A 24,260-nucleotide genomic window follows, 5' to 3' on the forward strand; every position below is an offset into this window, starting at 1 on the left:
GGTCTTGATGGACTCACCTTGATTTTAAGACGTTGATATTCAATCATCAATTATTAAGATTTTTTACTCTAGCTAAATTCACCTATTTCAGTGGTAAAATGTAATTAATTCACTCAATCAAAAAACTCTAATTGTAAACATTAACAAAAATAAATTGTCAAATATGGTAACTCAAATAGAAATTACAGATCAACGCAAAGAAAATGCGGAACAAGAAATCCGTGAAAAAACAAAGCGTGTTGACTACAACACTTTAGAATACCCCATTGAGATAATTGTTCAAAAATATTTAGATGGAGAAGAGGAAGGTGAAAATGAAATTTTTATTCCAGATTATCAAAGAGAAATGTCTTGGGATGAAGATAAACAATCAAAATTTATAGAATCTCTAATGTTAGGCTTACCAATACCTTATATTTTTGTTGCGGATATATCAGGATCAGAGGATTTAGCCCGTTTAGAAATTATAGATGGTACGCAACGTATTCGTACTTTATCTAAGTTTATTAAAAACCAACTACAATTACAGAATCTTAAAAAATTACAACATCTGAATGGGTTTACTTTTCAAGATTTACCACTACCACGCCAACGACGTTTTAACAGAACTACTATTAGAATGATTCAATTAACAGAAGAAGCAGATGAAGAGATTAGAAGGGATCTTTTCGAGAGAATTAATACTGGAAGTCTTGAATTAAACGCAATGGAGAAACGTAGAGGAGGTCAACCAGGAAAGTGTCTTGATTTAATTGAAGAACTTTCAAAAAATCAACTGTTTAGAGATTTATGTTCCTTTACTGACACTGAAATTAACAAAAGAGATCCACAAGAATATGTATTACGTTTTTTTGCCTTTTTAAATAATTATCAAAATTATGGCAAGTTTGATAACAAAGTTCATGAATTTTTGGATGAATATTTAAAGCAGGAAAATAAATCTGATTTACAAAAAATAAATGATATGAGAAATGAATTTTATGTGATGTTAGAATTTATAGAAAAATATTGCTCCAATTCTTTACATATTTATCGAAAAACTAAGGACTGCTATGAACCTACAACTAGAATTAAGTTTGAATCTATTACAGTAGGTATTGCTTTGGCGTTAAGAGAAAATCCCAATTTAGTGCCAAAATCTACTGCTTTTTTAGATTCTGATGATTTTAAAAAATTAACTAAATCTGATGCTAGTAGTTCTCAAAATAAAGTCATTCGTCGTATTGAATATGTTCGTGATCAGCTTTTAGGTAATTCATGAAAAGTACATTATTTCAAAATTTTGATGAACGCGCCAAAGAAGTTAGTAAATATTTTTACTTCTTAAAAAACCTAGATCAAGGTTCAATTCAATTAAGTATGGGTAATTCTAACAATATCAAAACAAAACCAATAGATGATGATTTAGAAAAGACTCTTAAAGCGACAGGATATTTGTTACTCTACAACCTAGTAGAAGCTACAATGCGTAATGCAATTGAAACAATTTTTGATGAATTAAAAACTCAAAGAGTTTCTTTCGATGACGTGAGAGAAGAAATTAAAAAGATTGTTATTAATCATGTCAGGGATAAAGATATTCAATCAACAGATTCTCTTTTGATAAATCTTAGAAATATTTCGGTTGATATTGTATCAGTTACCTTTGATGCTCTGGTGAAGAAAGAAAATAAGAAAAGACTATTTTCAGGTAATGTAGATGCACAAGAAATAAGAAATACTGCCAAAATTTATGGTTTTTCATACCAAACTAATAAGAGCAAAACTAGAGATGGGATTGATCTACTGACAATTAAAACTAATAGAAATGATTTAGGACATGGTTTTAAGTCATTTGAGGAAGTTGGTAGAGATGCTACTGCTGATGAGTTATTGAAGATTCAAAAAAGAGTTATTTGTTATTTAAGAGAAATATTAAAAAATGTAGAAACTTATATATCAAATAAAGAGTATTTACAGATTAATGTGCAAAATAGTGAAAATAGTTAGGGTATATAAAGTCTCGCAGGATAAAAGTATACATTGCTTTTTGGAAATTATGGGATGCGATCGCCATTTTGGGTATGGTTCAGGTGCGTTAGCGTATCCCTGACGGGACTCGAAGAGATAGCTTACCGTAGGTATCGCTATTTTCAGGGATAATGAAAGAGCGATCGCTGTTTGATGTAGGTAGAATGAAGTGCGATCGCTATACCAAAACCTTGGAATCACTAAAAGCAGGTTTAATAAATTCCTCCTTATCCTCCAAACTAACATAACCCAAATTAGCAGCCATATCCATCAATTCAGTTAAAAACCGCCTTAATTCATCCACAACTTGCTGTTTATTCAACATCACTAATCTTTCCTCAGTTGAATAACCAACCTCCCTTAAATAACAACTAATTTCATTACCAACAGGTACAAATTTAATCATGATCCAATAACTTTCAACAAAGTCCAAACGAATAGTTTTACCCCTGTGTAAATCTCCTATGTGTTCAGCTAATCTCTCCTCTAATAACATACAAATATCTGGGTCAAAAAATACATTAAATTTTGTTTCCCCTATTTCTACAATCACTTTATGATCATATTCATAACAGAACATTCTTAACCCTAATTCAAAAGGCGATAATTCTCCTAAAGGATCGTCAGGAGGATCAGCAAAATTTTCTAAATTTCGTTCTGCTAATCTGATTTTAAATTGCTCAACTTTATTCATTATTATTACTCCTTAATTTTATTAATTTTATTAATTTTATTTAGGCTTTACTATCGGATAAGCATATTTAATTGTACCATCTGGATTTCTCCCAATTAGAGCATAAATTACGTTTTCTGTAACACTGCCATCAGTATGATATACTCTACCAATGGGACGATTAAATTTAATAGTATAATTTCCATAATACTTGGGAATTAACTTTTCCAATTTCAACCAATCTTGATCATTTAACCATTGTCCTTGATCTTGATTTTTACTAGATGCTCTACCCTGTAAATTACTAGGTTTTAACTTTGCACCATGATGACGGATAATATGATCATAAGCCTTAGTTGATTTGGGATTATCCCATTGCGGTTCGCTTCCTGTACCTCTCCACTCACAACCACTACCTACCTCGACTGTATCATCAATAATATCAGATTCAACAATCTCCATATATTCTAGCTCATCAGACGACAACCTATTTAACCTCCTGACAAATCAAGACAAGGTGATCATAAACTAAAATTGTCTTCAGAAACTAATACCGCAGAAATACAATATTACCAGAATTAATTAAGGCGATCGCTGTTTGGTTATGGTTTGTGAGAGAGATAGCGAAGCTCACCATAGGTATCACTGTGTTCAGGGATAATGGAAGAGCGATCGCTGTTTAATATAAGTAGAATGAAGTGCGATCGCCTATTAAATAAATTAGTATAATTATATTAACTAGCCAAAATAACTACTTAACATACAGGGTAAAAATGCCAGCGAAAGACATCTACCACGATGTAGTTAAAAATGCTTTAATCAAAGATGGTTGGACAATTTTAGCTGATTCTTATACACTTGAATATGAAGATGATAACCTTTATGCTGATTTATTAGCAGAAAAAACTTTATTAGCAGAACAAAAAAACCGGAGAATTGTTGTTGAAATCAAAAGTTTTATCAATCCTTCACCAATGAATGATTTTCAAAATGCTTTAGGTTAATATCTTCTCTATCGTGACTTTCTCGAACTTTCTCACAAAGATTATGAACTTTATTTAGGAATAAAAAATTCAGTCTTTAATACTTTCTTTCAAAGGAAATCAATTCAAGCATTAATTCAACGCCATCAAATGAATTTTATTGTTTTTAATGATAAAAAGGAGGAAATTGTATCATGGATAAAATCATAAAATACCGAGAATTAATCAAGAAAATCCTTACAGAATATGATCAATTAGTTCATCAATCACCTGATTATAATTCTGAAACCTGTTTAGTATTTGATGAAAACCATGATCATTATCTTTGGTTAACAGTTGATTGGAAAGAAGATAAAAGACTCAAATCAACTCATGTTCATGTAAGAATTAAAAACAATAAAATTTACATTGAGGAAGATTGGACAGAGGAAGGTATTGCAAATGAGTTATTAAGGGAAGGTGTACCAAAAGAAGATATTGTTTTAGCATTTCATGATCCTGAAACTCGGAAGTTTACAGAGTTTGCTGTGGCTTAATAATAACAGGCTTTTTTTGATATCATGTAGGTTAGGGTGGGTCTTGATAGACTCACCTGGACTTTATAAGTTATATTGTATGGGGAAGAGTCATTTTAAGAAAGCAATATCATCTTTGGAATCTCGTATTGCTGAACACCAAGAAAAAATTAGGCTAGAATTAGAGAAAGAATTTCCAGACACAGGTTTAATTAACCATTGGGAAAAGGAAATTATAGCTTTTGAACAAGGTATCAAACAAGCGTTAAAAAGGTTAGGTAAAAACTAATGAAACTCGCAAATCAAAAAATCAGCAGTGAAAATTCTACATTGAACCAGTTACTCCTGGAATTACAGGAAGAATGCCAAAATGTTCTTTCTTTAGTTAATCAATTACAACTTTCTGAGTTAAGCGATCGCCAAAAGGGTAAAATATTTTCAGAATTATTAGTAGCATCAATTCATTTACATTCCCATTGTGATGAAGATTGGCAAAATTTGATTTCTGATGAGTTGGAAACTTTAGCAGATGATTAGTTTATAAAATCTTATGGATATAAAGAGGTGAAAAAATGATAGAACTGCATCCTGAGTTTTTAACAAAAAATGGTCAAAAGCAATTTGCTGTTTTACCTTATGAGGAATTTTTGAAGATTGAGGAATTATTAGCATATTTGGAAAATATACAAGATGCTAATGAGAAAGATAATCTTTCAGTATGTTTAACAGAAGTATCATTAACAGAAATAAAAAATATTTTAATAGTTGACAAATTAAACCATTATCAAAATATAATCAAACAAATCCTCACTGAATATGAAAGAATTTCGGCACAAGTACCTGATCCTGATATAGATGAGGTGTTAATGTTTGATGATCAAAGAAGTCAATATCTTTGGTTTAATATTGGTTGGAAAAATCGTAAAAGAGTGAAAGCAATTTCGGTTTATGTGAGAATTAAAAATGAGAAGATTTATATTGAGGAAGATTGGACTGAGGAAGGAATAGCAACGGAGTTATTAAGGGAAGGTGTACCAAAAGAGGATATTGTTTTGGCTTTTCATGATCCTGAAACTCGGAAGTTTACAGAGTTTGCTATTGCTTAATACTTTCTCTTGATCCTAAATTTAATCTATAGGAAAACAAAAATGAACTTTTACACAGTTGTTCTCAGACAAAGTTCTGGTTATTGGGTAGGTTTGTGTTTAGAAAATGGTATTGTTGGACAGGGAGATACTCAAGAAGATGCAGTTAATAAATTAAAGGAAGCAATTGAATCTTTTGAAAATGTTTATGAATCAGAAGATAATGTTTATAAATCTCCTATTTCCATCAATGAATTACATGAATTTTTGTTAGTTGAGGAACAGGAAAAACAATCATAAATCTATGAATTGAGGAAGGGACTCACCTGAAATATATAGTAAAATACTGTGGAACAGGCATCTTGCCTGTTATCTACTTAGGTTCTTGCGTAGATTTTATGGTAATCGAAGATTGATAACAACAAAACCCTTACGGGGTAAAGGTCATAAACGATTATGCCCCAATATTTTCAATGAAATGCCGACACAATAAGGCTTTCAATGATTTTGAACTGGGTTCTCCATAAAAAGTACCGAAGAACCTCTACTTACAAGAATTAAACTTAATCATTTCACAGGTCTGATTTTCACATTTTCACAGGCTGGAAGCCTGTGCCACTTAACTTAATTAACTATAATTATGTGACTTTAGATATACTGTAAATATCATGAACAACATCATCTGAAAACTATGGAAATAGAAAAATCTAAACTTTTACCTGTGGAAAATAATCCAGAACTAGACATCAAAAAAAGATGTTTACCCCATTGGGAATTAGCGGGATCTGTTTATTTTGTCACTTTTAAAACTTGGGATAAGTTAGAATTAAATAATGAAGCAAGGCAAACAGTTTTAAACTGTTGTTTATTTTTTGATGCTAGTCAAAATCAAAATCAAAATCAAATTAGATATCGTACTTTTGCTTTAGCAATTATGCCAGATCATGTTCATTGGTTAATGCAGCCTTTATCTAAATCAGAAAATGAATATTGGTCTTTAAGCATTATTGTACATAGCATTAAAAGTTATAGTTCTAAGCAAATTCCCAAAGTTATGAAGCATATTGGCATTGTGTGGCAAGATGAAAGATATGATCGGATAATGAGAAATCATCAAGAGTTTGTGAATACTTGGAATTATATTCGGGAAAATCCGGTTAAAGCTAATTTAGTAGAAACTCCTGAAGATTATCGTTTTTTATGGGAGGAATTTTAGTTAAAATAATTTAATTTTGAATTGTGGAACAGGCATCCTGCCTGTTATCCACTAAAAAGAATTAAAAATACTTTATAGGCTTGATTTTTAAATTTTCACAGGGTTGATTTTTGGATTTTCACAGGGTTGATTTTAGCAGGTTCACAGGTTTGATTTTAGCAGGTTCACAGGCTAGAAGCCTGTGCCACTATCTAAATTTATGAAGCCTCAAAAACTAACATTTTTTTGTCAAAATATTCTTTAAGTTTTACATAGTCTTCTGCTATGCTAAAAAAATCTTCCTTTTGTTCAACTTGTTTAGATTCTTTAAAAATAACTTCTTTTATAACCTCCCATATTGTTTCATTAACAAAGTAATGTTGTGATTTAGGGTGTAATAAAATTTCTGATTCACGTGTGAGTAATTTACTTACTTCGGGTATAGAGGCATTTATCATAACAGATTCAGTCTCTATATCTTCAGTAAATTTACTGTCTAGTGTTTCATCAATATTTTCGGTTTCTTCTTTCTCCAAAGTTTTCTTTAACTCTTGTAAAATATCATCATGTTTTCTATCTTTGGTAAACTCTTCAGTAAAAGATTTAAGTTTTGCAAAATGAAGAGATTGAGACATAAATATTAATTCCTATGCTTGTTTAATATATTCAACTAATTCAGGTAAACTATTGACTTTTTCCAGGGATTTTACAAGTCTATCAACTGAATCACAATCATAATATTGTATATCTATCTTGGGAAATTCTGTTTTCAGTTGTTCTAAAAGACTTTTGTTATTTTCATCTAACCGATTCACAGGAAATATATAACGAAAGCCGGTAGGTTGTCTTCTTTTTAAGACCTTCTTTAAGTCATTAATCCATTTTCTGAGACTACCTTGATTAATAGGACTATTTAAATTATCAGGAGAAGATTTACACTCGTAGATAAAATTTCCATCTTCAAAATATTTCGGCTTTTCTGCAAACATTGATGTTACCTGTTAAGTTGTTGGAATATAGTTTGTTTTGCATTGTCTAAAATATCAGACAACAAATTGAATAAATATTATTTAAGCTGACTTTCTCAGATCACGAAAATGAGCTTTAACAGTAAATTGATTACCTAATTTGCTAATTCTACTATGTTCTGAAATAGCTACTACTTTACCAGTTAACAATCCTTGAATTAAATCATCTGCCTTTGGTGACAAAGCAACAAAATCTGTAATTGGTTCAGTATCGCCTAAATTATCAACATAATCAACACCAGGCTTCATTTTAAATTGTTCCATTAAATCTTTCAAGAGAGATTTAAAAGATTTATCAATTTGCTGTCCTTTCTCAAAGGGGTTTAAACTTTTCCAATCTGGCAAAGATTCTAAAGCTTTGCTGAGAGCATTTTTAATAGAGTAATATCCAAAATTTGACATTAAATACCCCCTAGTAGATTTGATTAAATTAGATATGATAGAATCAGGTATATCACAGATGTAATTTATGTGTCAATATATTTATTGTAATTTTAAGTAGGATCGCATTCCTCCAACATCCCAAACCCCTTCTCTACGAGGGAAGGGGGAGGAAGATTTACTCCCCTCTCCTTGCAGGAGAGGGGTTGGGGGAGAGGTCAAGATCGCTGTTTGATGTAGGTAGGATGAGAGAGCGATCACGGTAGCTTACGGAAGGTATCGCTTTTTTCAGGGATCATGGAACTGCGTTAGCGGTAGCTTACCGAAGGTATCGCTGTTTAATATAAGTAGAATGAAATGCGATCGCCTATTAAATAAATTAGTATAATTATATTAACTAGCCAAAATAACTACTTAACATACAGGGTAAAAATGCCAGCGAAAGATATCTACCACGATGTAGTTAAAAATGCTTTAATCAAAGATGGTTGGACAATTTTAGCTGATTCTTATACACTTGAATATGAAGATGATAACCTTTATGCTGATTTATTAGCAGAAAAAACTTTATTAGCAGAACAACAAAACCGGAGAATTGTTGTTGAAATCAAAAGTTTTATCAATCCTTCACCAATGAATGACTTTCAAAATGCTTTAGGTCAATATCTTCTCTATCGTGACTTTCTTGAACTTTCTCACAAAGATTATGAACTTTATTTAGCAATAAAAAATTCAGTCTTTAATTACGTTCTTTCAAAGGAAATCAATTCAAGCAGTAATTCAACGCCATCAAATGAATTTTATTGTTTTTAATGATAAAAAGGAGGAAATTGTATCATGGATAAAATCATAAAATACCGAGAATTAATCAAGAAAATCCTTACAGAATATGATCAATTAGTTCATCAATCACCTGATTATAATTCTGAAACCTGTTTAGTATTTGATGAAAACCATGATCATTATCTTTGGTTAACAGTTGATTGGAAAGAAGATAAAAGACTCAAATCAACTCATGTTCATGTAAGAATTAAAAACAATAAAATTTATATTGAGGAAGATTGGACAGAGGAAGGTATTGCAAATGAATTATTAAGGGAAGGTGTACCAAAAGAAGATATTGTTTTAGCTTTTCATGATCCTGAAACTCGGAAGTTTACAGAGTTTGCTGTGGCTTAATAAAGGAAAACTTTGTTAGTATAATTTAGGTTAAGGTGGGTCTGTGATGAACTCACCTTAATGTTTTGAAAAAGGTTAAAATATGTGCAGTACCAAATAGAATTTAAACCTAAAGCGATTAAAGATTTACAGAAAATTTCTGTAAATGACAGAGAACGCATTATCAATAAAATTGAAGCAATGCAAGAAGATTTACAAGGAGATGTGAAGCACTTAACAAATTTTACTCCAGAATATCGTTTAAGAGTTGGTGATTATCGAGTTTTGTTTGAATTAGAAGAACAAACTATAATCGTGTATAGGGTTAAGCATCGTAGTAAAGCTTATGAGTAATAGGAGTTAAAAAAATGATTGAATTACATCCTGAGTTTTTAATAAAAAATGGTGAAAAACAATTTGCTGTTTTACCTTATGAGGAATTTTTGAAGATTAAGGAATTGTTAGAAGATTTGGAAGATTTACGAGATTTGAGAGATGCTAAGGAAGAAGATAAAGATAGCGTTTCAATGTCTTTAGAAGATGTAAAAAGTATGTTGTTAATGTGAGCAAATTGCCGGTTTTGAGGATGAGGGTAGGGTAGTTAGTAAGGAGAAGCAGCTTTGGTATAATTTAGGTTAGGGTGGGTCTGGATGGACTCACCTTTAATACATTTTCGTAATAAAAGTACATATAAATTTACACAACTCATCTAATAATATCTAATAATAGTAGTATAACTATTGATATTATTGTATATAAACCAACAACTTAAAGGATTTTATATGCAAGTCAATCATGTTGCTCTACGACGCTTATTAGACTCTACGGTCAACGCCTTTTTGATGTAGGTATAATGAAATGCGATCGCTGTTTTTAGGGATAATGGAAGTGCGTTAGCGGTAGCTTACCGAACAAGATTCCGCAATAACCGCTTCACAAGTCAATAAAGGAGGACATAAATTTTTCCATGTTTCTACCGTCCACAGATGAAAATTATCACTTTTATCAATAAAAGCAACCAAAGGAGAAGTATCTATAATAATTTTCGATTTCATTATTTACCAAATCCTTGAAGATACTTCTTATTTGTAGATAAATCACCAATTCCACTATCTACAGATCCAGCCCATTCTTTAGCTAAATCATAAGCAGAAACTTCTTGATTTTCTGGTAATCTATTTTTTTTTCTGTACATAAATTCCACAAAATCTAAAATAGTTTGTTGTTCTTCAATGGTTAGATTTCTAAATTTATCTAATAGGATATTTTCTTGAATTATATGTTGATCAATTGCTTGAGTCATAGTTGTTACCTTTGATTAATTTGACCTGACTATTTATACTCAACTATGTTGCTCATAATCTCAGGGTAGATACACGATCTTACCTTGTTATACCATAATTTAATTCTTTTTCGGAGATGTCTAAGGAATTAATCAGATTTTGAATGGAATTAGATATTTTTCTATCTTGATTCACTAATATGGTATTTTGTCAAGATAATTTAGATGCGTTTCCCCTGATCCGGCAACTGAACTAAATACGGTACAGCAAATTACTCAGGAGCTTTTAAGAATTGATGAATTAATAAATAATTTAATGAGATAAAATGTAGAATATTCTTAGTTGAAAAAATCAAACAACATGAACTTTAAAGACATCAAATCTAGCAAACAAAAACTATTCACCATCATCAAATTTATCTCCATCCCCTTAATTACTGCGGGAATGGGATTAGAAATATGGAACATCGAAACAATCACAACTAGCCACCAATTACCAACTGTATTAAATCCCGTTTTAATCCTTGCTCACATTGCCCTAGCAGCGCATTTTATTGAAGGAATCATCGCCGCTATTTATGCACCTGCTAAAAATCACAACCCCATCAAATATGCAGTTTATACATTTTTTGTAGGAACAGTTGGGTTGTTAGAATTGTGGGAAAATCGTGATCCTTAAAATTTGAGTATAACCATTTAGGAAGATGCCAATAAATTAAGGTATCATCTAGCTTGGGAAAGTCGCATCATGCCAAAATGACCATGACTTATCCCTGTGCCATTTCCATACCCGAACCCCAACCCCTACCAAAACCCGAACCACCCACGCAACCAAACATTCCTCCTGCGTTCCCAGAACTAGTACCAGAACCCGTTCCCGGACTTATTCCCCAAACCATACCCCAACCCATACCGCAAACAGTACCCGGACCCATTCCCCAAACCATCCCGAAACCTGTTTGAATTATCCTATAATTGCAGTTCAACATCTAAAAATCTAAAATGCTAAGAGCCGGAATAGTCGGACTTCCCAACGTCGGAAAATCAACCTTATTTAACGCTGTAGTCGCTAACGCTAAAGCTGAAGCTGCTAACTTTCCTTTTTGTACCATTGAACCGAATGTTGGCATTGTCTCAGTACCAGATGACCGGTTAAATGTTCTCGCCAAACTTGCCAATTCTGAACAAATTATACCTGCGCGTGTGGAATTTGTGGATATTGCTGGTTTGGTAAAAGGTGCAAGTCAAGGTGAAGGTTTGGGAAATCAATTTTTATCCCACATCCGCGAAGTTGATGCCATAGTTCATGTGGTGCGTTGTTTTGAAAATGATGATATCATTCATGTTGCCGGTTCTGTGGACCCAGTGCGAGATATTGAAACTATTAATTTAGAACTGGGTTTATCAGATTTAGCGCAAATTGAAAGACGCATTGAACGCACTCGTAAACAAGCACGCACCAGTAAAGATGCACAATTTGAAATTACTGTTTTGGAAAAATTAGCAGCAGCTTTAAATGAAGGTAAATCAGTCCGTCAAGTAAGTTTAAATGAAGAAGAATCCGCCATTATTAAAGGGTTAGGACTACTGACAAATAAACCCATTATTTACGCTGCTAATGTTTCTGAAGATGACTTAGCAACGGGTAATGAATTTGTAGAAAAAGTCCGAGAAGTTGCATCTACAGAAAATGCTCAAGTTGTCATAGTTTCTGCTCAAGTGGAAGCAGAATTAGTAGAATTACCAGAGGAAGATAAAGCCGATTTTCTCGAATCTTTAGGTGTAAAAGAAGGCGGTTTAAAATCTTTAATTCGTGCTACTTATACTCTGTTAGGTTTGCGGACATATTTCACTTCTGGTCCTAAAGAAACCCGCGCTTGGACTATTAATGCTGGAATGTCTGCACCTCAAGCAGCAGGTGTGATTCACTCTGATTTTGAACGGGGTTTTATTCGTGCAGAAACCGTTGCTTATGATGATTTAGTCACTCATGGTTCAATGAATGCTGCAAAGGAAAAAGGTTTAGTGAGAAGTGAAGGAAAGGAATATATTGTTAAAGAAGGGGATGTAATGTTATTCCGATTTAATGTGTAGATAAAGAGGTGATAGGTGATAGGTGATAGGCGATAGGTGATAGATGAAATTCAGATCCCTGACTTCTCAAAATAGAATAATAAGAGAAGTCGGGGATCTCAATCTTCAAAATTAATAGGACTTACGCATTATCAATTATCAATTATCAATTATCAATTATTTTACGCGATACTTCCCCGTTTTCTGGCTTCTTTGTAAGAAATACCAACATTTTTTATACCAGCTTTAATCATTTCCCTTTCTAAAAGCGCAAAGAAATGATTTTTATCGCCACCTCTGACTACAGCTTGATTATGCGCTTCCGCAATTGCTACAGGATAACCGTATCCTTTTTGTACTTGTGCTAACATTAAGCCTAATGCTTGATCTAACATTTGAGAACTATTTGCTACCCAAGCAGGAAACTCGATCCGGGAAATTTCCGTACCTACGTGAACATAACAAAAATAAATTGTTTGTTCTTCATAAAGTTGTAAAATCCTGTTATTACTGCGCCATAAGGGTCCCCTTTGTCCTGGTTTTAGCTGGGTTGTCCATAAAGTCGTATCTCTCAGGTTTTCAAATTTTCTACATGGTACATGATCTAGTTGATCTGGGCAATAACTGATACAGTCAGGGACGGGGTAGGGACAAGCTAACAACCGTAAAAAGTTTGTAGATTCAAGATTACGGGCGGCGCTAAGATAACCAATGATGGGAATTTCGGCTTTTTGTAATTGTTGCCAAGCTGCTAAAATCGGGGGTAAAATGCGATCGCGTGCATCCATCGGTAATTGATCTAAAAACCAGTATATTAACGAACCATCCACCATTGCTAAAGCTGGAACTTCGGTTTTTACACTACAAGCTAATTCAGATAATACCGTAATTTCCGAAGCTGTACGGCGGTTACTCATCCATTCTTCGGTTCTTAAACCCCATTGACGAGCGATATATAAATCTTCTGGCTTATAAAATACTTCCGGTAAACTATCGAGAAGTGGGTGTTTATTTTGACCGTAATGTAAAACGACTCTGCCAATATTTAATAAGTAACAATAAGCAATTTCATGATGGTTAGGGGCAATTTGTGAACCATCGGTAGCGATGACAGTATGAACTTTAGGAGGAACAGGAATATCAATACAAGTTTCTAAAGGTTCGATGGGTGTAGCATTAGCAAAAAGAATGCGATCGCGCCATTTTTCTTGACGTTCCATTAACTCTTGTTGACATTTACAAGCTTGTTTTAAGTGTTCCTTCGCTAACTCTAAACGGCGGTTACTTTCAGCAACTTCTGCGGAAAGATGCTGACTTAAACCTTGCATTTGTCCCGCTAATTTTGTTAAATCAAGCATAATTGGTGATTGGTGATTGGTGATTGGTGATTGGTGATTGGTGATTGGTGATTGATGATTGGTAAGATTTATTTTTATTCCTGACTTCTGAACTACTATTATCTTCTTACTGTCACCTGTCACCTGATAATTAATATTTACCAATTATTTACCAATGAGAAAAATCTTGAGAAAAATCAGAAAGTGAAATTACCCGAATACGAGAATCATTTTGTCCTGCTTCCCGTTCTGGTTGAGTATTATAACCCCAATCTGCTAAAAATAGTTGCACATCCTTTAAATCAGATTGCTGTTTAACTAACTCTAAGGTTTTGAGTCTATCTTCCACAAACCATAAATTTTCATAGTTAATTTTTTCCTGTGAAATTAATTCTCGTAAAGTCTCGTATTTTGGGCGTTTTACTTCCTTACCGAAAATCGCTGTATCTGGTAAATTAACCCCTTCTTGTTGTAACAACTGCTTAACAAAACGCCCTTCTTTTGTGGTGACAATAAATAATTGTACTCCACTTGCAAGAGTTAATTTTAATCTTTCTATCACCCCTGGATAGAACTTATGCAAACTTAACCAACCCTCTAAATCTGTTGCTATCCATTCATCCCGTAAACCATCTAGTTTTTTCATGATTTCTTTAGCTTCTAGATGATCTGCTGTTAAAATTGCTGGGGTAATTTTTAACCAATCTTGTAAAATTTCCTCATCAGTAAAACCATTAATTAAAGCTTTAATTAAAACAGGCATTTCCCAACCAGTTTCAATTACAGGACGTAAACGATAAAATCTTTGAGCTAAATTTTCTGATGATGTCTTCTTACTAGAAGACCAAATTTGACAATAAGTACGCCAAGCTACTTCAAAATATTCAATTAGTCCATCGCAAATCACTCCATCAAAGTCTAAGGCTAAAATTGCGGGATGTTTGACTGTCATGGTTTTAAGGATGAAAACTGCTGTTTTCAGCTTACCTGAATTGGCAATAATTTTTTGTATCAGTTATCAACAAGGAACAGCTATCCGTCAGCTTGTTACATGAAAACTTTGTACCTCCTGCTAACTAGACCTAACGCCCATTTAACCAATCTTAATTAATCAAACTGCATTTGTTTTTTCTTCCGTTTTACCATAAGCTTCGCCCCTACAACTTATGACAAATTAATACATTCTATTTTGGAGAGGTCTATTGACATACCCCCCACCTTAGAAGGGCAAGGCTTTCGACCCATTTTTTTAGTAAAATGGGTATATCCGTAATTAAAACCTTATGCCTACAACAGCTGATTTTCTCCAATACACCCAATGGTCAGGAATTGCTACCATAGCATTTGCAGTCCTGACAATTTTGGCTTTTATCCTCAAATGGGGTATACGCTTTCGGCTGGTGGGTACAACCGGCTTTATGATCGTGTTAACCGCAGGTTTATTTTCCCTGTCTTTAGTACCTCTGAGTCGGACAGTCATTCCCGGTGCTGTTAAATACACCCTAGTTTATGATAACGGTTCTAACCAGGCGGTAATTGCCACAACACCAGAAATTACCCCAGAAGAATTAGAAGCAACTTTACGCCAAGCTGCCAGTAATCTTTATTCCTATGGGCGCTTAGGTGCTGGCGGAAACAACCAACTGACAATTCGCGCCCGTACCATTATCCACCCAGAACCAGGAATATCTATACCAGTTTACTTGGGTAAGGTAGAACGAACTTTGGTAACTCGTGCAGATCCTGAAATGTCCGTAGAAGTTTACTTAGATAAATTTGCACAATTGCCAGAAGCTAAAGCTTAAAATGGTGATTGGTGATTGGTGATTAGGTGTGATCCTGACTGCACCCGCCTTTCACCAAACCAGAGATTTTTTTGTGACTTACAATACAATCAAGATTAATTTTATATTAAGATATTAAAACTTAGGAATTTTCCCTATTAGTAATAGCTTTCTATGGATGTCGCTACCAGAAACCTGAATCATTAGTCTGATTGTATGAAGAATATCAAGTTTTGACATATTATTTATGATACCTAATCAATCTTTTACTCCAGCCTTGTCTACTCAAACCGCTAGTACATTATTGACATTGACCATCGCTCCGGCTAAAGTCATTCGGGGTGGGGGTGTACTCCCTTCCGCAGTGGTGGAAATTACCCGTTTGGGAACTCGTCCTTTAATTGTCGCCGGAAATCGCACTCTCAGTATTTTTCAGGAAAGTTTACAACCGATTTTCCAAGCTGAAAATTTAGATACGGTTGCTAGTTCTTATGGTGCAGACTGCTGTGAAGCAACTTTAAAGGCTTTACGCAAAGCTGCAAAGGAACATAAAGCAGATATCATTATTGGTGTAGGTGGTGGTAAGGCTTTAGATACAGCTAAGTTAGTCGCCCATCAATTACAATTACCAATTGTCACAATTCCTACTTCGGCGGCTACCTGTGCAGCGTGGACGGCTTTATCTAATGTATATTCTGAATCAGGGGCGTTTTTGTATGATGTGGGTTTATGCCGTTGTCCTGATTTACTGATTTTGGATTATGATTTGATTCAAACTGCACCTCAAAGGACATTAGTTGCAGGTATTGGAGATGCGATCGCCAAATGGTATGAAGCATCGGTAAGTAGTGGACATTTACAAGACACTTTAATCATTGCCGCAGTCCAACAAGCAAGAGTTTTAAGAGATATTTTACTGCAAAAATCCGCCGCAGCTTTACAATCTCCTGGTAGTGAAGTATGGAGAGAAGTTGTAGATGCTACCGTATTATTAGCCGGTGTCATCGGTGGTTTAGGTGGCGCACAATGTCGTACAGTAGCTGCCCATGCAGTACATAATGGTTTAACCCATATCTGCGGACATGGTAGCATTCACGGCGAAAAAGTAGCTTATGGGATTTTAGTACAACTGCGATTAGAAGAAATGCTACAAAGTAATCAACTTGCAGATGCAGCAAGACAACAGTTATTAAAGTTTTATGCAGAGATTGGATTACCCAAAACATTAGCAGATTTGGGATTAGGAAATATTACCTTAACTGAATTGCAAACAGCCGCAGAAATTACTTTAGCACCAAATTCTGATATTCACAGATTACCTTTTCCCGTTGCTTTAGAACAGTTAATGGCCGCAATGGTTTCTACTACTGCACCAAATCAATTAAAAGTGAAAAATGGGTGATTGTTGACTGGTGACTGGTGACTGGTGACTGGTGACTGGGGGAAAAATTTTAGATTTTAGATTCTGGATAGTTAATGAAATATAATCGAAAATCCACAATCCTCTCATTGCATCACCAATCCCCAATCACCAATCCCCAATCACCAATCCCCAATCCCCAATCCCCAATCACCTATTCCGAGGTTTTTAGAATGAGTTTAAGTTGGATTACTCCCGCAGAAAGAATACAGAAATTACCGCCTTATGTTTTTGCTAGATTGGATGAACTCAAAGCAAAAGCAAGAGAACAAGGTTTAGATTTGATTGATTTGGGAATGGGAAACCCTGATGGTGCAACACCTCAACCGGTGATAGAAGCAGCGATGCAAGCTTTACAAAATCCTGCTAATCATGGTTATCCACCCTTTGAAGGTACTGCTAATTTCCGCAAGGCAATTACTAAATGGTACAATCGCCGTTACAATGTGGTTTTAGATCCTGATAGTGAAGCTTTACCTTTGTTGGGTTCTAAGGAAGGTTTAGGACATTTGGCGATCGCCTATATCAATCCTGGTGATATTGTCTTAGTACCATCCCCATCTTACCCCGTCCATTTTCGTGGTCCAATTATCGCTGGTGGTGTCATTCACAATATCACTTTAAAGGAAGAAAATGACTGGTTAATTGATTTAAGTTCTATTCCCGAAGAAGTAGCACAAAAAGCCAAAATTCTTTATTTCAATTATCCCAGTAATCCTACCGCAGCTACCGCACCCCGTGAATTTTTTGAAGAAATTGTTGCTTTTGCTAAAAAGCATGAAATTCTGTTAGTGCATGATTTATGTTATGCAGAATTAGCTTTTGATGGTTATCAACCTACAAGTTTATTAGAAATTCCTGGTGCAAAAGATATTGGTGTGGAATTTCACACCTTATCAAAAACTTATAACATGGCAGGTTGGCGGGTTGGTTTTGTAGTCGGAAATCGTCACATTATTCAAGGTTTAAGAACCTTAAAAACTAACTTAGATTATGGCATTTTTTCCGCATTACAAACAGCAGCAGAAACCGCTTTAGAATTACCAGATTCTTATTTACAAGAAGTGCAAACTCGTTACCGCACCCGTCGAGATTTCTTGATAGATGGTTTAGGAAAATTAGGTTGGAATATTCCTAAAAGTAAAGCTACGATGTATTTGTGGGTAAGATGTCCTGTCGGTATGGGTTCTACAGATTTTGCTTTAGATGTACTGCAAAAAACAGGTGTAGTAGTTACTCCTGGAAATGCTTTTGGTCCAGGTGGTGAAGGATATGTGAGAATTAGTTTAATTGCAGATTGCGATCGCTTGGGTGAAGCTTTACAAAGATTCAAAGAAGCAGGAATTTGTTATCAACAAGAAGCAGTCGTTTCTGTATAATTAACGTAGGGGTAGCGCCCCCGTGTCTACCCCTTATCCTATCTTTTAAATATCATCAGGATTAACACCTAAAGACCTTAAATAAGCTGCTAACTTCTCCTTTTTTTGTCGTTCTTGTTGGGCAATTTCTTCTGCTTGTTGCTGTGCTAATTTTGCTTGTTGGGCAATTTCTTCAGCTTCTAAACGAGCTTGTTTTTCAACAATAGCTCTTTCATCACCAGTTAACAACAAATTCCCCCCATCATCCCACCAACGTACCCAAGGTACACCGTCATCTTCTATTAAACCTAATTCCACACCCATAGGAGGAATCGAAAAATGTCCTCTTTCATTAAGTTGGATCTTTTGATAACTTCCATCTACTAAACGATAAACTTCTAGTAACGCTTTTCTCGCTTCAAAAATTCCATAGAAAGGAATGCGAATTGCTTGTTCATAAACCCAAAATTTCCCAGCTTTTGCTGTTTTACTGGGAGGAGTTTTATCCCTTTCTTCTTCCCCGTTCCCAGAAACAAATTCAATAGCTATTAATGGTGCTACAAATTCTTTCCATAACACATAGGAGCGCCGATAGTCTCCATTCAGTTTTGGTGGTACATTAGGTACATAAAACCAATCTGGAGCTTCTGCACCTTTTTCTGGTGGATCTGTTAACCGCCAATAAATACCGCTATCCTGTCCAATACAATAGTTACCATCAGGATGTATTTTTTGTAAAATTGGTTCAATGGAACTCGTTAAAACAATACTTTGGGGATGTTCCTGGAAGTTTTTCACGAAAGTACCATCTGAATCAGGTAGTTGTGTATGATCTGGTAATGTAAATTTAGGTGTATGAATATCTTGATTTGTGGGAGTAGTGGGGTTAATCACTGCTTGAGTGCTTTCCATAGTAACTCCAGAATATACATTGAATTAATTTTAACATAAGAGTAGGATTTGATAATTGGTAAATGTAGATGATTTTTGTCATCATCAGGATATCTAAGATTTGAGGATTTACAGGATGGAAAACGCAGATGAACGCAGATGAACGCAGATAATTTGAATTTTCTGAATCAGGATATCCAGGATTTAAGGATTTACAGGATGGGGAGTTATTTGTTATTGTTCAGATTTTAATTGTCAGAATCAGGATTTATGATGATTGATTATCAATGAATATAATGTCATTCAGTGAATCTTAATAAATGAATATCATTAAACATCAAATTTTCAGAATATCAATAACCAATTTATCAAATAATTGAGGAAAATAGACATTACAGAAATTCTGTAAATCCTCAAATCCTGGACATCCTGATTATGACAAATACAGTAATAGAAAATAAGACAGAAATGCAACTGTTTACTCAATACTTGTCGGTTAAGCTCAAAACCATGAGATTGGGTAGGTTGGGTTGAGGAACGAAACCCAACATTTACAGGTGTTTGCTGGGTTTCACTTTGTTCAACCCAACCTACAAAAATCCTTAACCGAACAGTATTGACTGTTTACTAAGTCTTAGAAATCAAAACCACACGAAAACCCACTTCACTAAACTTAGTATCACGGAAGTATCTCCAACGTTCACCAGAACGACAGTTTCTAGCATTGAATAACCAAGAACCTCCACGAAGCAGTTTATTTTTTTTAACGTTATTAATCAAATAACTACCATCTATAGGTGCATTATTATAGTTATCTTCATAATCATCCAAACACCATTCCCATAGATTACCGTGCATATCATACAAACCAAAAGCATTAGGGGGAAAAGTACCTACATCTGTAGTTTGTTTACGATATAGACCTTTAGTAGCAGAACCATAAGGATAATTACCATCATAATTTACCAAATCTGGGGTAATACTTTCACCAAAATAAAAAGGTGTAGTCGTGCCGGCTCGACAAGCATACTCCCATTGTGCTTCACTGGGTAAAGTGTATTTTTTTCCTGTTTTTTTGCTTAACTTTTCACAAAAACCAACCGCATCATCCCAACTGACTCTTTCAACAGGACGGTTTTCACCTTTGAAGTCAGAAGGGTTACTTCCCATAATCGCTTGATATTGTTTTTGTGTTACTTCATATTTCCCCATGAAAAAACCAGAAACAGTCACTTGATGTTGTGGACTTTCATCGGAATCTCGTTTTGCTTCAGTTTCCGGTGAACCCATCATAAATTTTCCTCCTGGTATTTCCACCATTTCCAAAGTGACATTATTTCCCAAGTCTTCTGTAAAATATCTTGCGGAAGAGTTGCTTTTGTTAATGATATTTCCCGATGCGTCGGTGGTGACAACTTCAAAATTAAAAGTTTTAGCTGGATTTACAATTAACTTTGATGCTATAAATCCTAAAGTAGTGATACTACCAATAGCTAAACCTGTATTTTTGAGAAAATTACGACGGGTTGCAAGTGTCTCTGGAACTTCTAAATCTTTAAGAACTTCATCCGCAGATTGATAACGTTCATTAACATCAAATTTCAACAACTTATCTAAAACTATCCCCAGTTCCTTACTGACAGAATTAGATGAATATTTCCGCCAATCCTCCACCCATGCAAAACCATTTTTTGCCCAAAGTTCAAAAGGTGAATTTCCTGTTAATAGATGAAAACAAGTTACACCTAAAGCAAATAAATCACTAGCTGGATAAGCTTTACCTTCCTTAATTTGTTCATAAGGACTATAACCGTAAGAACCTATGGTTGTTCCAATTTGCGTGTGAACTGTAGATGTTAATTCTTTAGATGCTCCAAAATCAATTAACACCAATTTACCATCACTTTCTCGGCGCATGATATTCTGAGGTTTAATATCTCGATGAATTACATCACGCTCATGAATAAATTTTAAAACCGGTAATAAATCTAGTAATAATTCTTGAATTTGAGTTTCGTTATATGTTCCTTTTTGGGTTAATTCATTGAATAAATTTTCACCTTTAATAAACTGCTGCACTAAATACAGAAAACCGTTATCTTCAAAATAAGCAAACAGCGCAGGTATTTGGGGATGTTCACCTAAATCTTGTAAGAGTTTAGCTTCTGCGTTGAATAATTCAACCGCTTTTTTTAATGCGTAACTTCCTGATTGTTTGGGTGCAAATTGCTTGATAACACAAGTTTCATTCAGTTTCTGAGTATCTTCCGCTAAATAATTTCTACCAAAACCACCTTCAGTAGATAGCACCCGCAAAACCCGAAAGCGATTGATTAATAATGGTATTAAGGGAGTTCTGCAAGTTTGACAGAATTTGTTATCATCAGGGTTGATAGGTTGGTTACACTCTGGATTTAAGCAGCAGATCATAAACTGTGGCAAAAGACTGTATAAATTTTATAATATAACTTGATTGGTTATACTGTGTCCTATCTTTATATAGGAATCCTCTTTAATATTCGAGAAATTAATGATCACCCCCACAACTACAACTCCTAGCTTCATTATCGCCGGCTTTCATGCCCTATCTGACCCCATTAGAATTAAAGTCATAGAATTACTCCGTCACAGTGAACTATGTGTCTGTGACTTATGTGATACTTTAGAAATCAGTCAATCAAAGCTTTCTTTTCATCTTAAAAACCTTAAAGAAGCAAATCTCGTTAATGCCCGTCAAGAAGGACGCTGGATTTATTATAGTCTCAACTTACCTCAATTTCAGGTTTTAGAAGAGTATTTAGCCGATATTCACCGTAATTCTGTACTTTCTCCCCGTCGTTCTTGTTGTGAGTAAGCAACACTAGCAAAACCTCTTCCCAGTTTTCAGTACCCAATCCATCAATTTTTTTTGATTAATTTTTGTGTATTATGCTATCCTCGTACTTGACATATCAAATTTTTTTGAAATGATGAATACAAAGATATATTATCAAGCAGACAGGTAAAGTCAGTGAAAACAACGGCACAAAGATTAGTACTAGCGGTGGGAATGTTAGCATTAGCCAGCAGTTGTACCAGTACACCTGACACTTCCAGCAATATTCAGCAGTCACCACAAACTGCAACAGCCGCTACTTCCGGGACTGTATCAATCATTAAAATTGACGGTTCAAGTACAGTATATCCCATTACCCAGGCGATCGGCAAAGAATTTACAGCCAACGCCAAAAACAACGCCCAAGTACAAGTAAACATTTCCGGTACTGGGGGAGGGTTTGAAAAATTCTGTGATGGTAAAACAGATATAAATAATGCCTCTCGACCAATTTCTCAAGCGGAGATGGCAATGTGTAATAAGAATGGTATCAAATACATAGAATTACCCATTGCTTTCGATGCCTTAACCATTGCCGTACATCCGCAAAATGACTGGGCAAAAGATATTACCGTAGCAGAATTAAAAAAAATGTGGGAAGCTGCGGCCGAAGGAAAAATTACCAAATGGAATCAAATACGTAGTTCTTGGCCAGATCGTCCTCTGAATTTATACGGTGCTGGTAAAAAATCTGGTACATTTGACTACTTTACAGAAGCAATAATTGGTAAAGAAAAAGCCAGCCGTAACGACTACACAGCCAGCGAAGACGACGATGTTTTAGTAGAAGGCATCAACAAAGATCCCAACGCCTTGGGTTATTTTGGCTACGCATACTATGAAAAAAACCAAGATAAATTAAAAGTGGTAGCTGTTAATAACGGTAAAGGGGCAATTTTACCATCACAAGAAACAGTAGAAAAATCTAAATATCAACCACTGTCTAGACCTTTATTTATATATGTAAATATTTGGTCTAATCAAAACCAGGGAGATATTTATAAATTTGTAGATTTCTATTTACAAAAAGCACCAACAATAGTTAATTCTGTAGGTTCTGTACCTTTATCAGAGGAAGCCTACAAAATTGATTATGTGCATTTACATAACGGTAAAGCCGGAACAGTATTTGCTGGAAAATCACAATTTGATTTAAGTATTGGGGAATTATTGCGTAAACAAAAGGAATTTTAAAATGACAATTCGTGTAGGAATTAATGGCTTTGGCCGCATGGGACGTTTAGCAGTTCGCGCTGCTTGGAGTTGGCCAGAAATAGAATTTGTACATATAAATGAACTTAAAGGTGGTGCAGTAACAGCAGCGCATTTACTCAAATTTGATTCTGTACATGGAAAGTGGGAAAAAGAAGTTGAAGCTGTAGAAAACAGAGTATTTATTGATAATAAACCCTTAACTTTTAGTGAATATTCCCAACCTGGTGAAGTTCCTTGGGAAGAATTTGGAGTTGATATTGTTTTAGAATGTTCAGGAAAGTTTAGAAGTCCAGAAACTCTTAACCCTTATTTCAAAAGAGGTGTGCAAAAAGTAATTGTTGCAGCACCTGTAAAAGCAGGGGCGTTAAATATTGTTATGGGGGTAAATGATCACCTTTATGAAGCTGAAAAACATCATCTTTTAACCGCCGCTTCTTGTACTACCAACTGTTTAGCACCTGTCGTCAAAGTAATTCATGAAGGCTTAGGAATTAAGCATGGAATTATTACCACAATTCATGATAATACTAATACTCAAACTATTGTTGATGCACCTCATAAAGATTTGCGTCGGGCTAGGGCAACAAGTCTTTCATTAATTCCTACATCTACTGGTTCAGCTACAGCTATTGGTTTAATTTATCCAGAATTAAATGGTAAATTGAATGGTTTAGCTGTGCGTGTTCCTTTGTTGAATGCTTCCTTAACAGATTGTGTTTTTGAAGTTGTGAGACCCACAACAATAGCAGAAATTAATGGTTTATTGAAAGCAGCTTCCGAACAAGAACCATTAAAGGGAATTTTGGGTTATGAAGAACGTCCTTTAGTGTCAATTGACTATAAAGATGATCCTCGTTCTTCCATTATTGATGCCCTTTCTACGATGGTTGTTGATGAAACTCAGGTGAAAATTTTAGCTTGGTATGATAATGAATGGGGTTATGCTAACCGGATGGCGGAATTAGCTAAAAAAGTAGCTTTAAGTTTGCAGAAATAA

Annotated in this window: 34 protein-coding genes and 1 pseudogene; 23 read left to right on the plus strand and 12 right to left on the minus strand. The window is 34.6% G+C overall.

Annotation, left to right across the window (positions count from 1 at the left end; all coding sequences use genetic code 11):
* The first annotated feature begins 163 nt into the window (after positions 1–163).
* Positions 164–1,261: a DUF262 domain-containing protein gene (locus H6F47_RS00290; RefSeq protein WP_190647229.1), complete on the plus strand. Its 1,098-nt coding sequence runs from the start codon at positions 164–166 to the stop codon at positions 1,259–1,261.
* Complete coding sequence (locus tag H6F47_RS00295; protein ID WP_190346695.1) at positions 1,258–1,989, plus strand: MAE_28990/MAE_18760 family HEPN-like nuclease; 732 nt, start codon at positions 1,258–1,260, stop codon at positions 1,987–1,989. Before H6F47_RS00290 ends, H6F47_RS00295 begins: the two co-directional genes overlap by 4 nt.
* A gap of 199 nt (positions 1,990–2,188) precedes the next feature.
* Here the strand turns inward: H6F47_RS00295 and H6F47_RS00300 are convergent, their stop codons facing one another.
* Both H6F47_RS00300 and H6F47_RS00305 read right to left on the minus strand, forming a co-directional pair.
* Positions 2,189–2,704, minus strand: coding sequence for a hypothetical protein (locus tag H6F47_RS00300; RefSeq protein ID WP_137669227.1), 516 nt, complete (start codon positions 2,702–2,704; stop codon positions 2,189–2,191).
* A 36-nt stretch (positions 2,705–2,740) separates the two neighbouring features.
* Positions 2,741–3,145, minus strand: coding sequence for a hypothetical protein (locus H6F47_RS00305; protein ID WP_137669228.1), 405 nt, complete (start codon positions 3,143–3,145; stop codon positions 2,741–2,743).
* Between the two features lie 311 nt (positions 3,146–3,456).
* Between H6F47_RS00305 and H6F47_RS00310 the strand changes: the two are divergent.
* The 7 genes and pseudogenes from H6F47_RS00310 to H6F47_RS00340 all read left to right on the plus strand — a co-directional run bounded on the left by H6F47_RS00310 (position 3,457) and on the right by H6F47_RS00340 (position 6,482).
* Positions 3,457–3,876 (plus strand): annotated as a pseudogene (locus tag H6F47_RS00310) (XisH family protein).
* On the plus strand, positions 3,861–4,202 hold the full coding sequence (locus H6F47_RS00315) for a XisI protein (protein ID WP_096571743.1): 342 nt from the start codon (positions 3,861–3,863) through the stop codon (positions 4,200–4,202). Before H6F47_RS00310 ends, H6F47_RS00315 begins: the two are co-directional and overlap by 16 nt.
* 79 nt (positions 4,203–4,281) lie before the next feature.
* Positions 4,282–4,470 (plus strand): hypothetical protein, encoded by a 189-nt coding sequence (locus H6F47_RS00320; protein ID WP_190346694.1) that lies wholly within the window; start codon positions 4,282–4,284, stop codon positions 4,468–4,470.
* The gene (locus tag H6F47_RS00325) at positions 4,470–4,718 is read left to right on the plus strand and encodes a hypothetical protein (protein ID WP_190346693.1); all 249 of its coding nucleotides are present in this window, start codon (positions 4,470–4,472) and stop codon (positions 4,716–4,718) included. Before H6F47_RS00320 ends, H6F47_RS00325 begins: the two co-directional genes overlap by 1 nt.
* A 224-nt stretch (positions 4,719–4,942) precedes the next feature.
* Complete coding sequence (locus tag H6F47_RS00330) at positions 4,943–5,287, plus strand: XisI protein (protein ID WP_347237708.1); 345 nt, start codon at positions 4,943–4,945, stop codon at positions 5,285–5,287.
* A gap of 42 nt (positions 5,288–5,329) precedes the next feature.
* Complete coding sequence (locus H6F47_RS00335; protein ID WP_190647231.1) at positions 5,330–5,566, plus strand: type II toxin-antitoxin system HicB family antitoxin; 237 nt, start codon at positions 5,330–5,332, stop codon at positions 5,564–5,566.
* A gap of 391 nt (positions 5,567–5,957) precedes the next feature.
* Positions 5,958–6,482 (plus strand): transposase, encoded by a 525-nt coding sequence (locus H6F47_RS00340; RefSeq protein WP_096571739.1) that lies wholly within the window; start codon positions 5,958–5,960, stop codon positions 6,480–6,482.
* 197 nt (positions 6,483–6,679) lie between these two features.
* On the opposite strand, the gene H6F47_RS00345 is transcribed toward H6F47_RS00340, so the two are convergent.
* From H6F47_RS00345 to H6F47_RS00355, 3 genes are all read right to left on the minus strand, one after another.
* On the minus strand, positions 6,680–7,096 hold the full coding sequence (locus H6F47_RS00345; protein ID WP_096571740.1) for a hypothetical protein: 417 nt from the start codon (positions 7,094–7,096) through the stop codon (positions 6,680–6,682).
* Positions 7,097–7,108: 12 nt separating this feature from the next.
* Positions 7,109–7,450: a hypothetical protein gene (locus H6F47_RS00350; protein WP_096571741.1), complete on the minus strand. Its 342-nt coding sequence runs from the start codon at positions 7,448–7,450 to the stop codon at positions 7,109–7,111.
* Positions 7,451–7,531: 81 nt separating this feature from the next.
* Entirely contained in the window at positions 7,532–7,891 is a 360-nt protein-coding gene (locus tag H6F47_RS00355) for a hypothetical protein (protein WP_096571742.1), read from the minus strand.
* A 411-nt stretch (positions 7,892–8,302) separates the two neighbouring features.
* Between H6F47_RS00355 and H6F47_RS00360 the strand changes: the two genes are divergently transcribed.
* The 5 genes from H6F47_RS00360 to H6F47_RS00375 all read left to right on the plus strand — a co-directional run bounded on the left by H6F47_RS00360 (position 8,303) and on the right by H6F47_RS00375 (position 9,594).
* Positions 8,303–8,683, plus strand: coding sequence for a XisH family protein (locus H6F47_RS00360; protein WP_347239048.1), 381 nt, complete (start codon positions 8,303–8,305; stop codon positions 8,681–8,683).
* Complete coding sequence (locus H6F47_RS28760) at positions 8,649–8,723, plus strand: hypothetical protein (protein ID WP_347239052.1); 75 nt, start codon at positions 8,649–8,651, stop codon at positions 8,721–8,723. Before H6F47_RS00360 ends, H6F47_RS28760 begins: the two co-directional genes overlap by 35 nt.
* Positions 8,708–9,049, plus strand: a complete 342-nt coding sequence (locus tag H6F47_RS00365; protein ID WP_096571743.1) for a XisI protein — start codon at positions 8,708–8,710, stop codon at positions 9,047–9,049. Before H6F47_RS28760 ends, H6F47_RS00365 begins: the two co-directional genes overlap by 16 nt.
* An 84-nt stretch (positions 9,050–9,133) precedes the next feature.
* On the plus strand, positions 9,134–9,382 hold the full coding sequence (locus H6F47_RS00370) for a type II toxin-antitoxin system RelE/ParE family toxin (protein WP_096571744.1): 249 nt from the start codon (positions 9,134–9,136) through the stop codon (positions 9,380–9,382).
* 14 nt (positions 9,383–9,396) lie between these two features.
* Positions 9,397–9,594: a prevent-host-death family protein gene (locus H6F47_RS00375; protein WP_096571745.1), complete on the plus strand. Its 198-nt coding sequence runs from the start codon at positions 9,397–9,399 to the stop codon at positions 9,592–9,594.
* Between the two features lie 327 nt (positions 9,595–9,921).
* Here the strand turns inward: H6F47_RS00375 and H6F47_RS00380 are convergent, their stop codons facing one another.
* Together H6F47_RS00380 and H6F47_RS00385 are read right to left on the minus strand one after the other, a co-directional pair.
* The gene (locus tag H6F47_RS00380) at positions 9,922–10,083 is read right to left on the minus strand and encodes a PIN domain nuclease (protein ID WP_190647233.1); all 162 of its coding nucleotides are present in this window, start codon (positions 10,081–10,083) and stop codon (positions 9,922–9,924) included.
* Positions 10,083–10,331, minus strand: a complete 249-nt coding sequence (locus H6F47_RS00385; protein WP_190647236.1) for a hypothetical protein — start codon at positions 10,329–10,331, stop codon at positions 10,083–10,085. The genes H6F47_RS00380 and H6F47_RS00385 overlap by 1 nt, the downstream gene beginning before the upstream one ends.
* A gap of 340 nt (positions 10,332–10,671) precedes the next feature.
* Between H6F47_RS00385 and H6F47_RS00390 the strand changes: the two genes are divergently transcribed.
* The 3 genes from H6F47_RS00390 to ychF all read left to right on the plus strand — a co-directional run bounded on the left by H6F47_RS00390 (position 10,672) and on the right by ychF (position 12,404).
* Positions 10,672–10,989 (plus strand): hypothetical protein, encoded by a 318-nt coding sequence (locus tag H6F47_RS00390; protein ID WP_096571749.1) that lies wholly within the window; start codon positions 10,672–10,674, stop codon positions 10,987–10,989.
* An 83-nt stretch (positions 10,990–11,072) separates the two neighbouring features.
* Complete coding sequence (locus H6F47_RS27640; protein ID WP_242027289.1) at positions 11,073–11,273, plus strand: hypothetical protein; 201 nt, start codon at positions 11,073–11,075, stop codon at positions 11,271–11,273.
* Between the two features lie 39 nt (positions 11,274–11,312).
* Positions 11,313–12,404 carry a redox-regulated ATPase YchF gene (gene ychF / locus H6F47_RS00400; RefSeq protein WP_096571751.1) on the plus strand — a complete coding sequence of 364 codons (1,092 nt, stop codon included), beginning with the start codon at positions 11,313–11,315 and terminating at the stop codon, positions 12,402–12,404.
* A 161-nt stretch (positions 12,405–12,565) separates the two neighbouring features.
* Here ychF and H6F47_RS00405 read toward each other — a convergent pair whose 3' ends face one another.
* Together H6F47_RS00405 and H6F47_RS00410 are read right to left on the minus strand one after the other, a co-directional pair.
* The gene (locus H6F47_RS00405) at positions 12,566–13,741 is read right to left on the minus strand and encodes a DNA double-strand break repair nuclease NurA (RefSeq protein ID WP_096571752.1); all 1,176 of its coding nucleotides are present in this window, start codon (positions 13,739–13,741) and stop codon (positions 12,566–12,568) included.
* A 148-nt stretch (positions 13,742–13,889) separates the two neighbouring features.
* Positions 13,890–14,672 (minus strand): HAD hydrolase-like protein, encoded by a 783-nt coding sequence (locus H6F47_RS00410; protein ID WP_190647240.1) that lies wholly within the window; start codon positions 14,670–14,672, stop codon positions 13,890–13,892.
* 331 nt (positions 14,673–15,003) lie between these two features.
* On the opposite strand from H6F47_RS00410, the gene H6F47_RS00415 reads away from it, so the two are divergent.
* Entirely contained in the window at positions 15,004–15,525 is a 522-nt protein-coding gene (locus tag H6F47_RS00415; protein WP_096571754.1) for a Ycf51 family protein, read from the plus strand.
* Between the two features lie 229 nt (positions 15,526–15,754).
* Positions 15,755–16,906: an iron-containing alcohol dehydrogenase family protein gene (locus tag H6F47_RS00420; RefSeq protein WP_190346726.1), complete on the plus strand. Its 1,152-nt coding sequence runs from the start codon at positions 15,755–15,757 to the stop codon at positions 16,904–16,906.
* Here the strand turns inward: H6F47_RS00420 and H6F47_RS00425 are convergent.
* The gene (locus H6F47_RS00425) at positions 16,886–17,032 is read right to left on the minus strand and encodes a hypothetical protein (protein ID WP_190647242.1); all 147 of its coding nucleotides are present in this window, start codon (positions 17,030–17,032) and stop codon (positions 16,886–16,888) included. The two genes, H6F47_RS00420 and H6F47_RS00425, sit on opposite strands and share 21 nt — an antisense overlap.
* Before the next feature lie 65 nt (positions 17,033–17,097).
* On the opposite strand from H6F47_RS00425, the gene H6F47_RS00430 reads away from it, so the two are divergent.
* On the plus strand, positions 17,098–18,303 hold the full coding sequence (locus H6F47_RS00430) for an aspartate aminotransferase (RefSeq protein ID WP_190647244.1): 1,206 nt from the start codon (positions 17,098–17,100) through the stop codon (positions 18,301–18,303).
* A gap of 45 nt (positions 18,304–18,348) precedes the next feature.
* Here the strand turns inward: H6F47_RS00430 and H6F47_RS00435 are convergent, their stop codons facing one another.
* Positions 18,349–19,194, minus strand: a complete 846-nt coding sequence (locus tag H6F47_RS00435) for a Uma2 family endonuclease (protein WP_190647246.1) — start codon at positions 19,192–19,194, stop codon at positions 18,349–18,351.
* A gap of 606 nt (positions 19,195–19,800) precedes the next feature.
* The gene (locus tag H6F47_RS00440; RefSeq protein WP_190647295.1) at positions 19,801–21,603 is read right to left on the minus strand and encodes an SUMF1/EgtB/PvdO family nonheme iron enzyme; all 1,803 of its coding nucleotides are present in this window, start codon (positions 21,601–21,603) and stop codon (positions 19,801–19,803) included.
* A gap of 100 nt (positions 21,604–21,703) precedes the next feature.
* Here H6F47_RS00440 and H6F47_RS00445 point away from each other — a divergent pair, with 100 nt between their 5' ends.
* From H6F47_RS00445 to H6F47_RS00455, 3 genes are all read left to right on the plus strand, one after another.
* Positions 21,704–22,027, plus strand: a complete 324-nt coding sequence (locus H6F47_RS00445; RefSeq protein WP_190647248.1) for a metalloregulator ArsR/SmtB family transcription factor — start codon at positions 21,704–21,706, stop codon at positions 22,025–22,027.
* A gap of 156 nt (positions 22,028–22,183) precedes the next feature.
* Positions 22,184–23,242 (plus strand): phosphate ABC transporter substrate-binding protein PstS family protein, encoded by a 1,059-nt coding sequence (locus H6F47_RS00450; protein WP_190647250.1) that lies wholly within the window; start codon positions 22,184–22,186, stop codon positions 23,240–23,242.
* Between the two features lies 1 nt (position 23,243).
* Entirely contained in the window at positions 23,244–24,260 is a 1,017-nt protein-coding gene (locus H6F47_RS00455; protein WP_187040533.1) for an ArsJ-associated glyceraldehyde-3-phosphate dehydrogenase, read from the plus strand.

It is taken from the genome of Sphaerospermopsis sp. FACHB-1094, from assembly GCF_014696195.1.
GTDB classification, from domain to species: domain Bacteria; phylum Cyanobacteriota; class Cyanobacteriia; order Cyanobacteriales; family Nostocaceae; genus Sphaerospermopsis; species Sphaerospermopsis kisseleviana.

What these genes read in the sequence shown, in the direction of transcription:
- H6F47_RS00375 (WP_096571745.1), top strand. Translation starts at nt 9,397, where the DNA reads ATGATTGAATTACATCCTGAGTTTTTAATAAAAAATGGTGAAAAACAA.
- H6F47_RS00380 (WP_190647233.1), bottom strand. Translation starts at nt 10,083, where the DNA reads ATGAAATCGAAAATTATTATAGATACTTCTCCTTTGGTTGCTTTTATT.
- H6F47_RS00355 (WP_096571742.1), bottom strand. Translation starts at nt 7,891, where the DNA reads ATGTCAAATTTTGGATATTACTCTATTAAAAATGCTCTCAGCAAAGCT.
- H6F47_RS00300 (WP_137669227.1), bottom strand. Translation starts at nt 2,704, where the DNA reads ATGAATAAAGTTGAGCAATTTAAAATCAGATTAGCAGAACGAAATTTA.
- H6F47_RS00445 (WP_190647248.1), top strand. Translation starts at nt 21,704, where the DNA reads ATGATCACCCCCACAACTACAACTCCTAGCTTCATTATCGCCGGCTTT.
- H6F47_RS27640 (WP_242027289.1), top strand. Translation starts at nt 11,073, where the DNA reads ATGACTTATCCCTGTGCCATTTCCATACCCGAACCCCAACCCCTACCA.
- H6F47_RS00455 (WP_187040533.1), top strand. Translation starts at nt 23,244, where the DNA reads ATGACAATTCGTGTAGGAATTAATGGCTTTGGCCGCATGGGACGTTTA.
- H6F47_RS00350 (WP_096571741.1), bottom strand. Translation starts at nt 7,450, where the DNA reads ATGTTTGCAGAAAAGCCGAAATATTTTGAAGATGGAAATTTTATCTAC.
- H6F47_RS00340 (WP_096571739.1), top strand. Translation starts at nt 5,958, where the DNA reads ATGGAAATAGAAAAATCTAAACTTTTACCTGTGGAAAATAATCCAGAA.
- ychF (WP_096571751.1), top strand. Translation starts at nt 11,313, where the DNA reads ATGCTAAGAGCCGGAATAGTCGGACTTCCCAACGTCGGAAAATCAACC.
- H6F47_RS00415 (WP_096571754.1), top strand. Translation starts at nt 15,004, where the DNA reads ATGCCTACAACAGCTGATTTTCTCCAATACACCCAATGGTCAGGAATT.
- H6F47_RS00385 (WP_190647236.1), bottom strand. Translation starts at nt 10,331, where the DNA reads ATGACTCAAGCAATTGATCAACATATAATTCAAGAAAATATCCTATTA.
- H6F47_RS00325 (WP_190346693.1), top strand. Translation starts at nt 4,470, where the DNA reads ATGAAACTCGCAAATCAAAAAATCAGCAGTGAAAATTCTACATTGAAC.
- H6F47_RS00290 (WP_190647229.1), top strand. Translation starts at nt 164, where the DNA reads ATGGTAACTCAAATAGAAATTACAGATCAACGCAAAGAAAATGCGGAA.
- H6F47_RS00405 (WP_096571752.1), bottom strand. Translation starts at nt 13,741, where the DNA reads ATGCTTGATTTAACAAAATTAGCGGGACAAATGCAAGGTTTAAGTCAG.
- H6F47_RS00345 (WP_096571740.1), bottom strand. Translation starts at nt 7,096, where the DNA reads ATGTCTCAATCTCTTCATTTTGCAAAACTTAAATCTTTTACTGAAGAG.
- H6F47_RS00305 (WP_137669228.1), bottom strand. Translation starts at nt 3,145, where the DNA reads ATGGAGATTGTTGAATCTGATATTATTGATGATACAGTCGAGGTAGGT.
- H6F47_RS00360 (WP_347239048.1), top strand. Translation starts at nt 8,303, where the DNA reads ATGCCAGCGAAAGATATCTACCACGATGTAGTTAAAAATGCTTTAATC.
- H6F47_RS00320 (WP_190346694.1), top strand. Translation starts at nt 4,282, where the DNA reads ATGGGGAAGAGTCATTTTAAGAAAGCAATATCATCTTTGGAATCTCGT.
- H6F47_RS00430 (WP_190647244.1), top strand. Translation starts at nt 17,098, where the DNA reads ATGAGTTTAAGTTGGATTACTCCCGCAGAAAGAATACAGAAATTACCG.
- H6F47_RS00410 (WP_190647240.1), bottom strand. Translation starts at nt 14,672, where the DNA reads ATGACAGTCAAACATCCCGCAATTTTAGCCTTAGACTTTGATGGAGTG.
- H6F47_RS00335 (WP_190647231.1), top strand. Translation starts at nt 5,330, where the DNA reads ATGAACTTTTACACAGTTGTTCTCAGACAAAGTTCTGGTTATTGGGTA.
- H6F47_RS00435 (WP_190647246.1), bottom strand. Translation starts at nt 19,194, where the DNA reads ATGGAAAGCACTCAAGCAGTGATTAACCCCACTACTCCCACAAATCAA.
- H6F47_RS00390 (WP_096571749.1), top strand. Translation starts at nt 10,672, where the DNA reads ATGAACTTTAAAGACATCAAATCTAGCAAACAAAAACTATTCACCATC.
- H6F47_RS00315 (WP_096571743.1), top strand. Translation starts at nt 3,861, where the DNA reads ATGGATAAAATCATAAAATACCGAGAATTAATCAAGAAAATCCTTACA.
- H6F47_RS00295 (WP_190346695.1), top strand. Translation starts at nt 1,258, where the DNA reads ATGAAAAGTACATTATTTCAAAATTTTGATGAACGCGCCAAAGAAGTT.
- H6F47_RS00365 (WP_096571743.1), top strand. Translation starts at nt 8,708, where the DNA reads ATGGATAAAATCATAAAATACCGAGAATTAATCAAGAAAATCCTTACA.
- H6F47_RS00440 (WP_190647295.1), bottom strand. Translation starts at nt 21,603, where the DNA reads ATGATCTGCTGCTTAAATCCAGAGTGTAACCAACCTATCAACCCTGAT.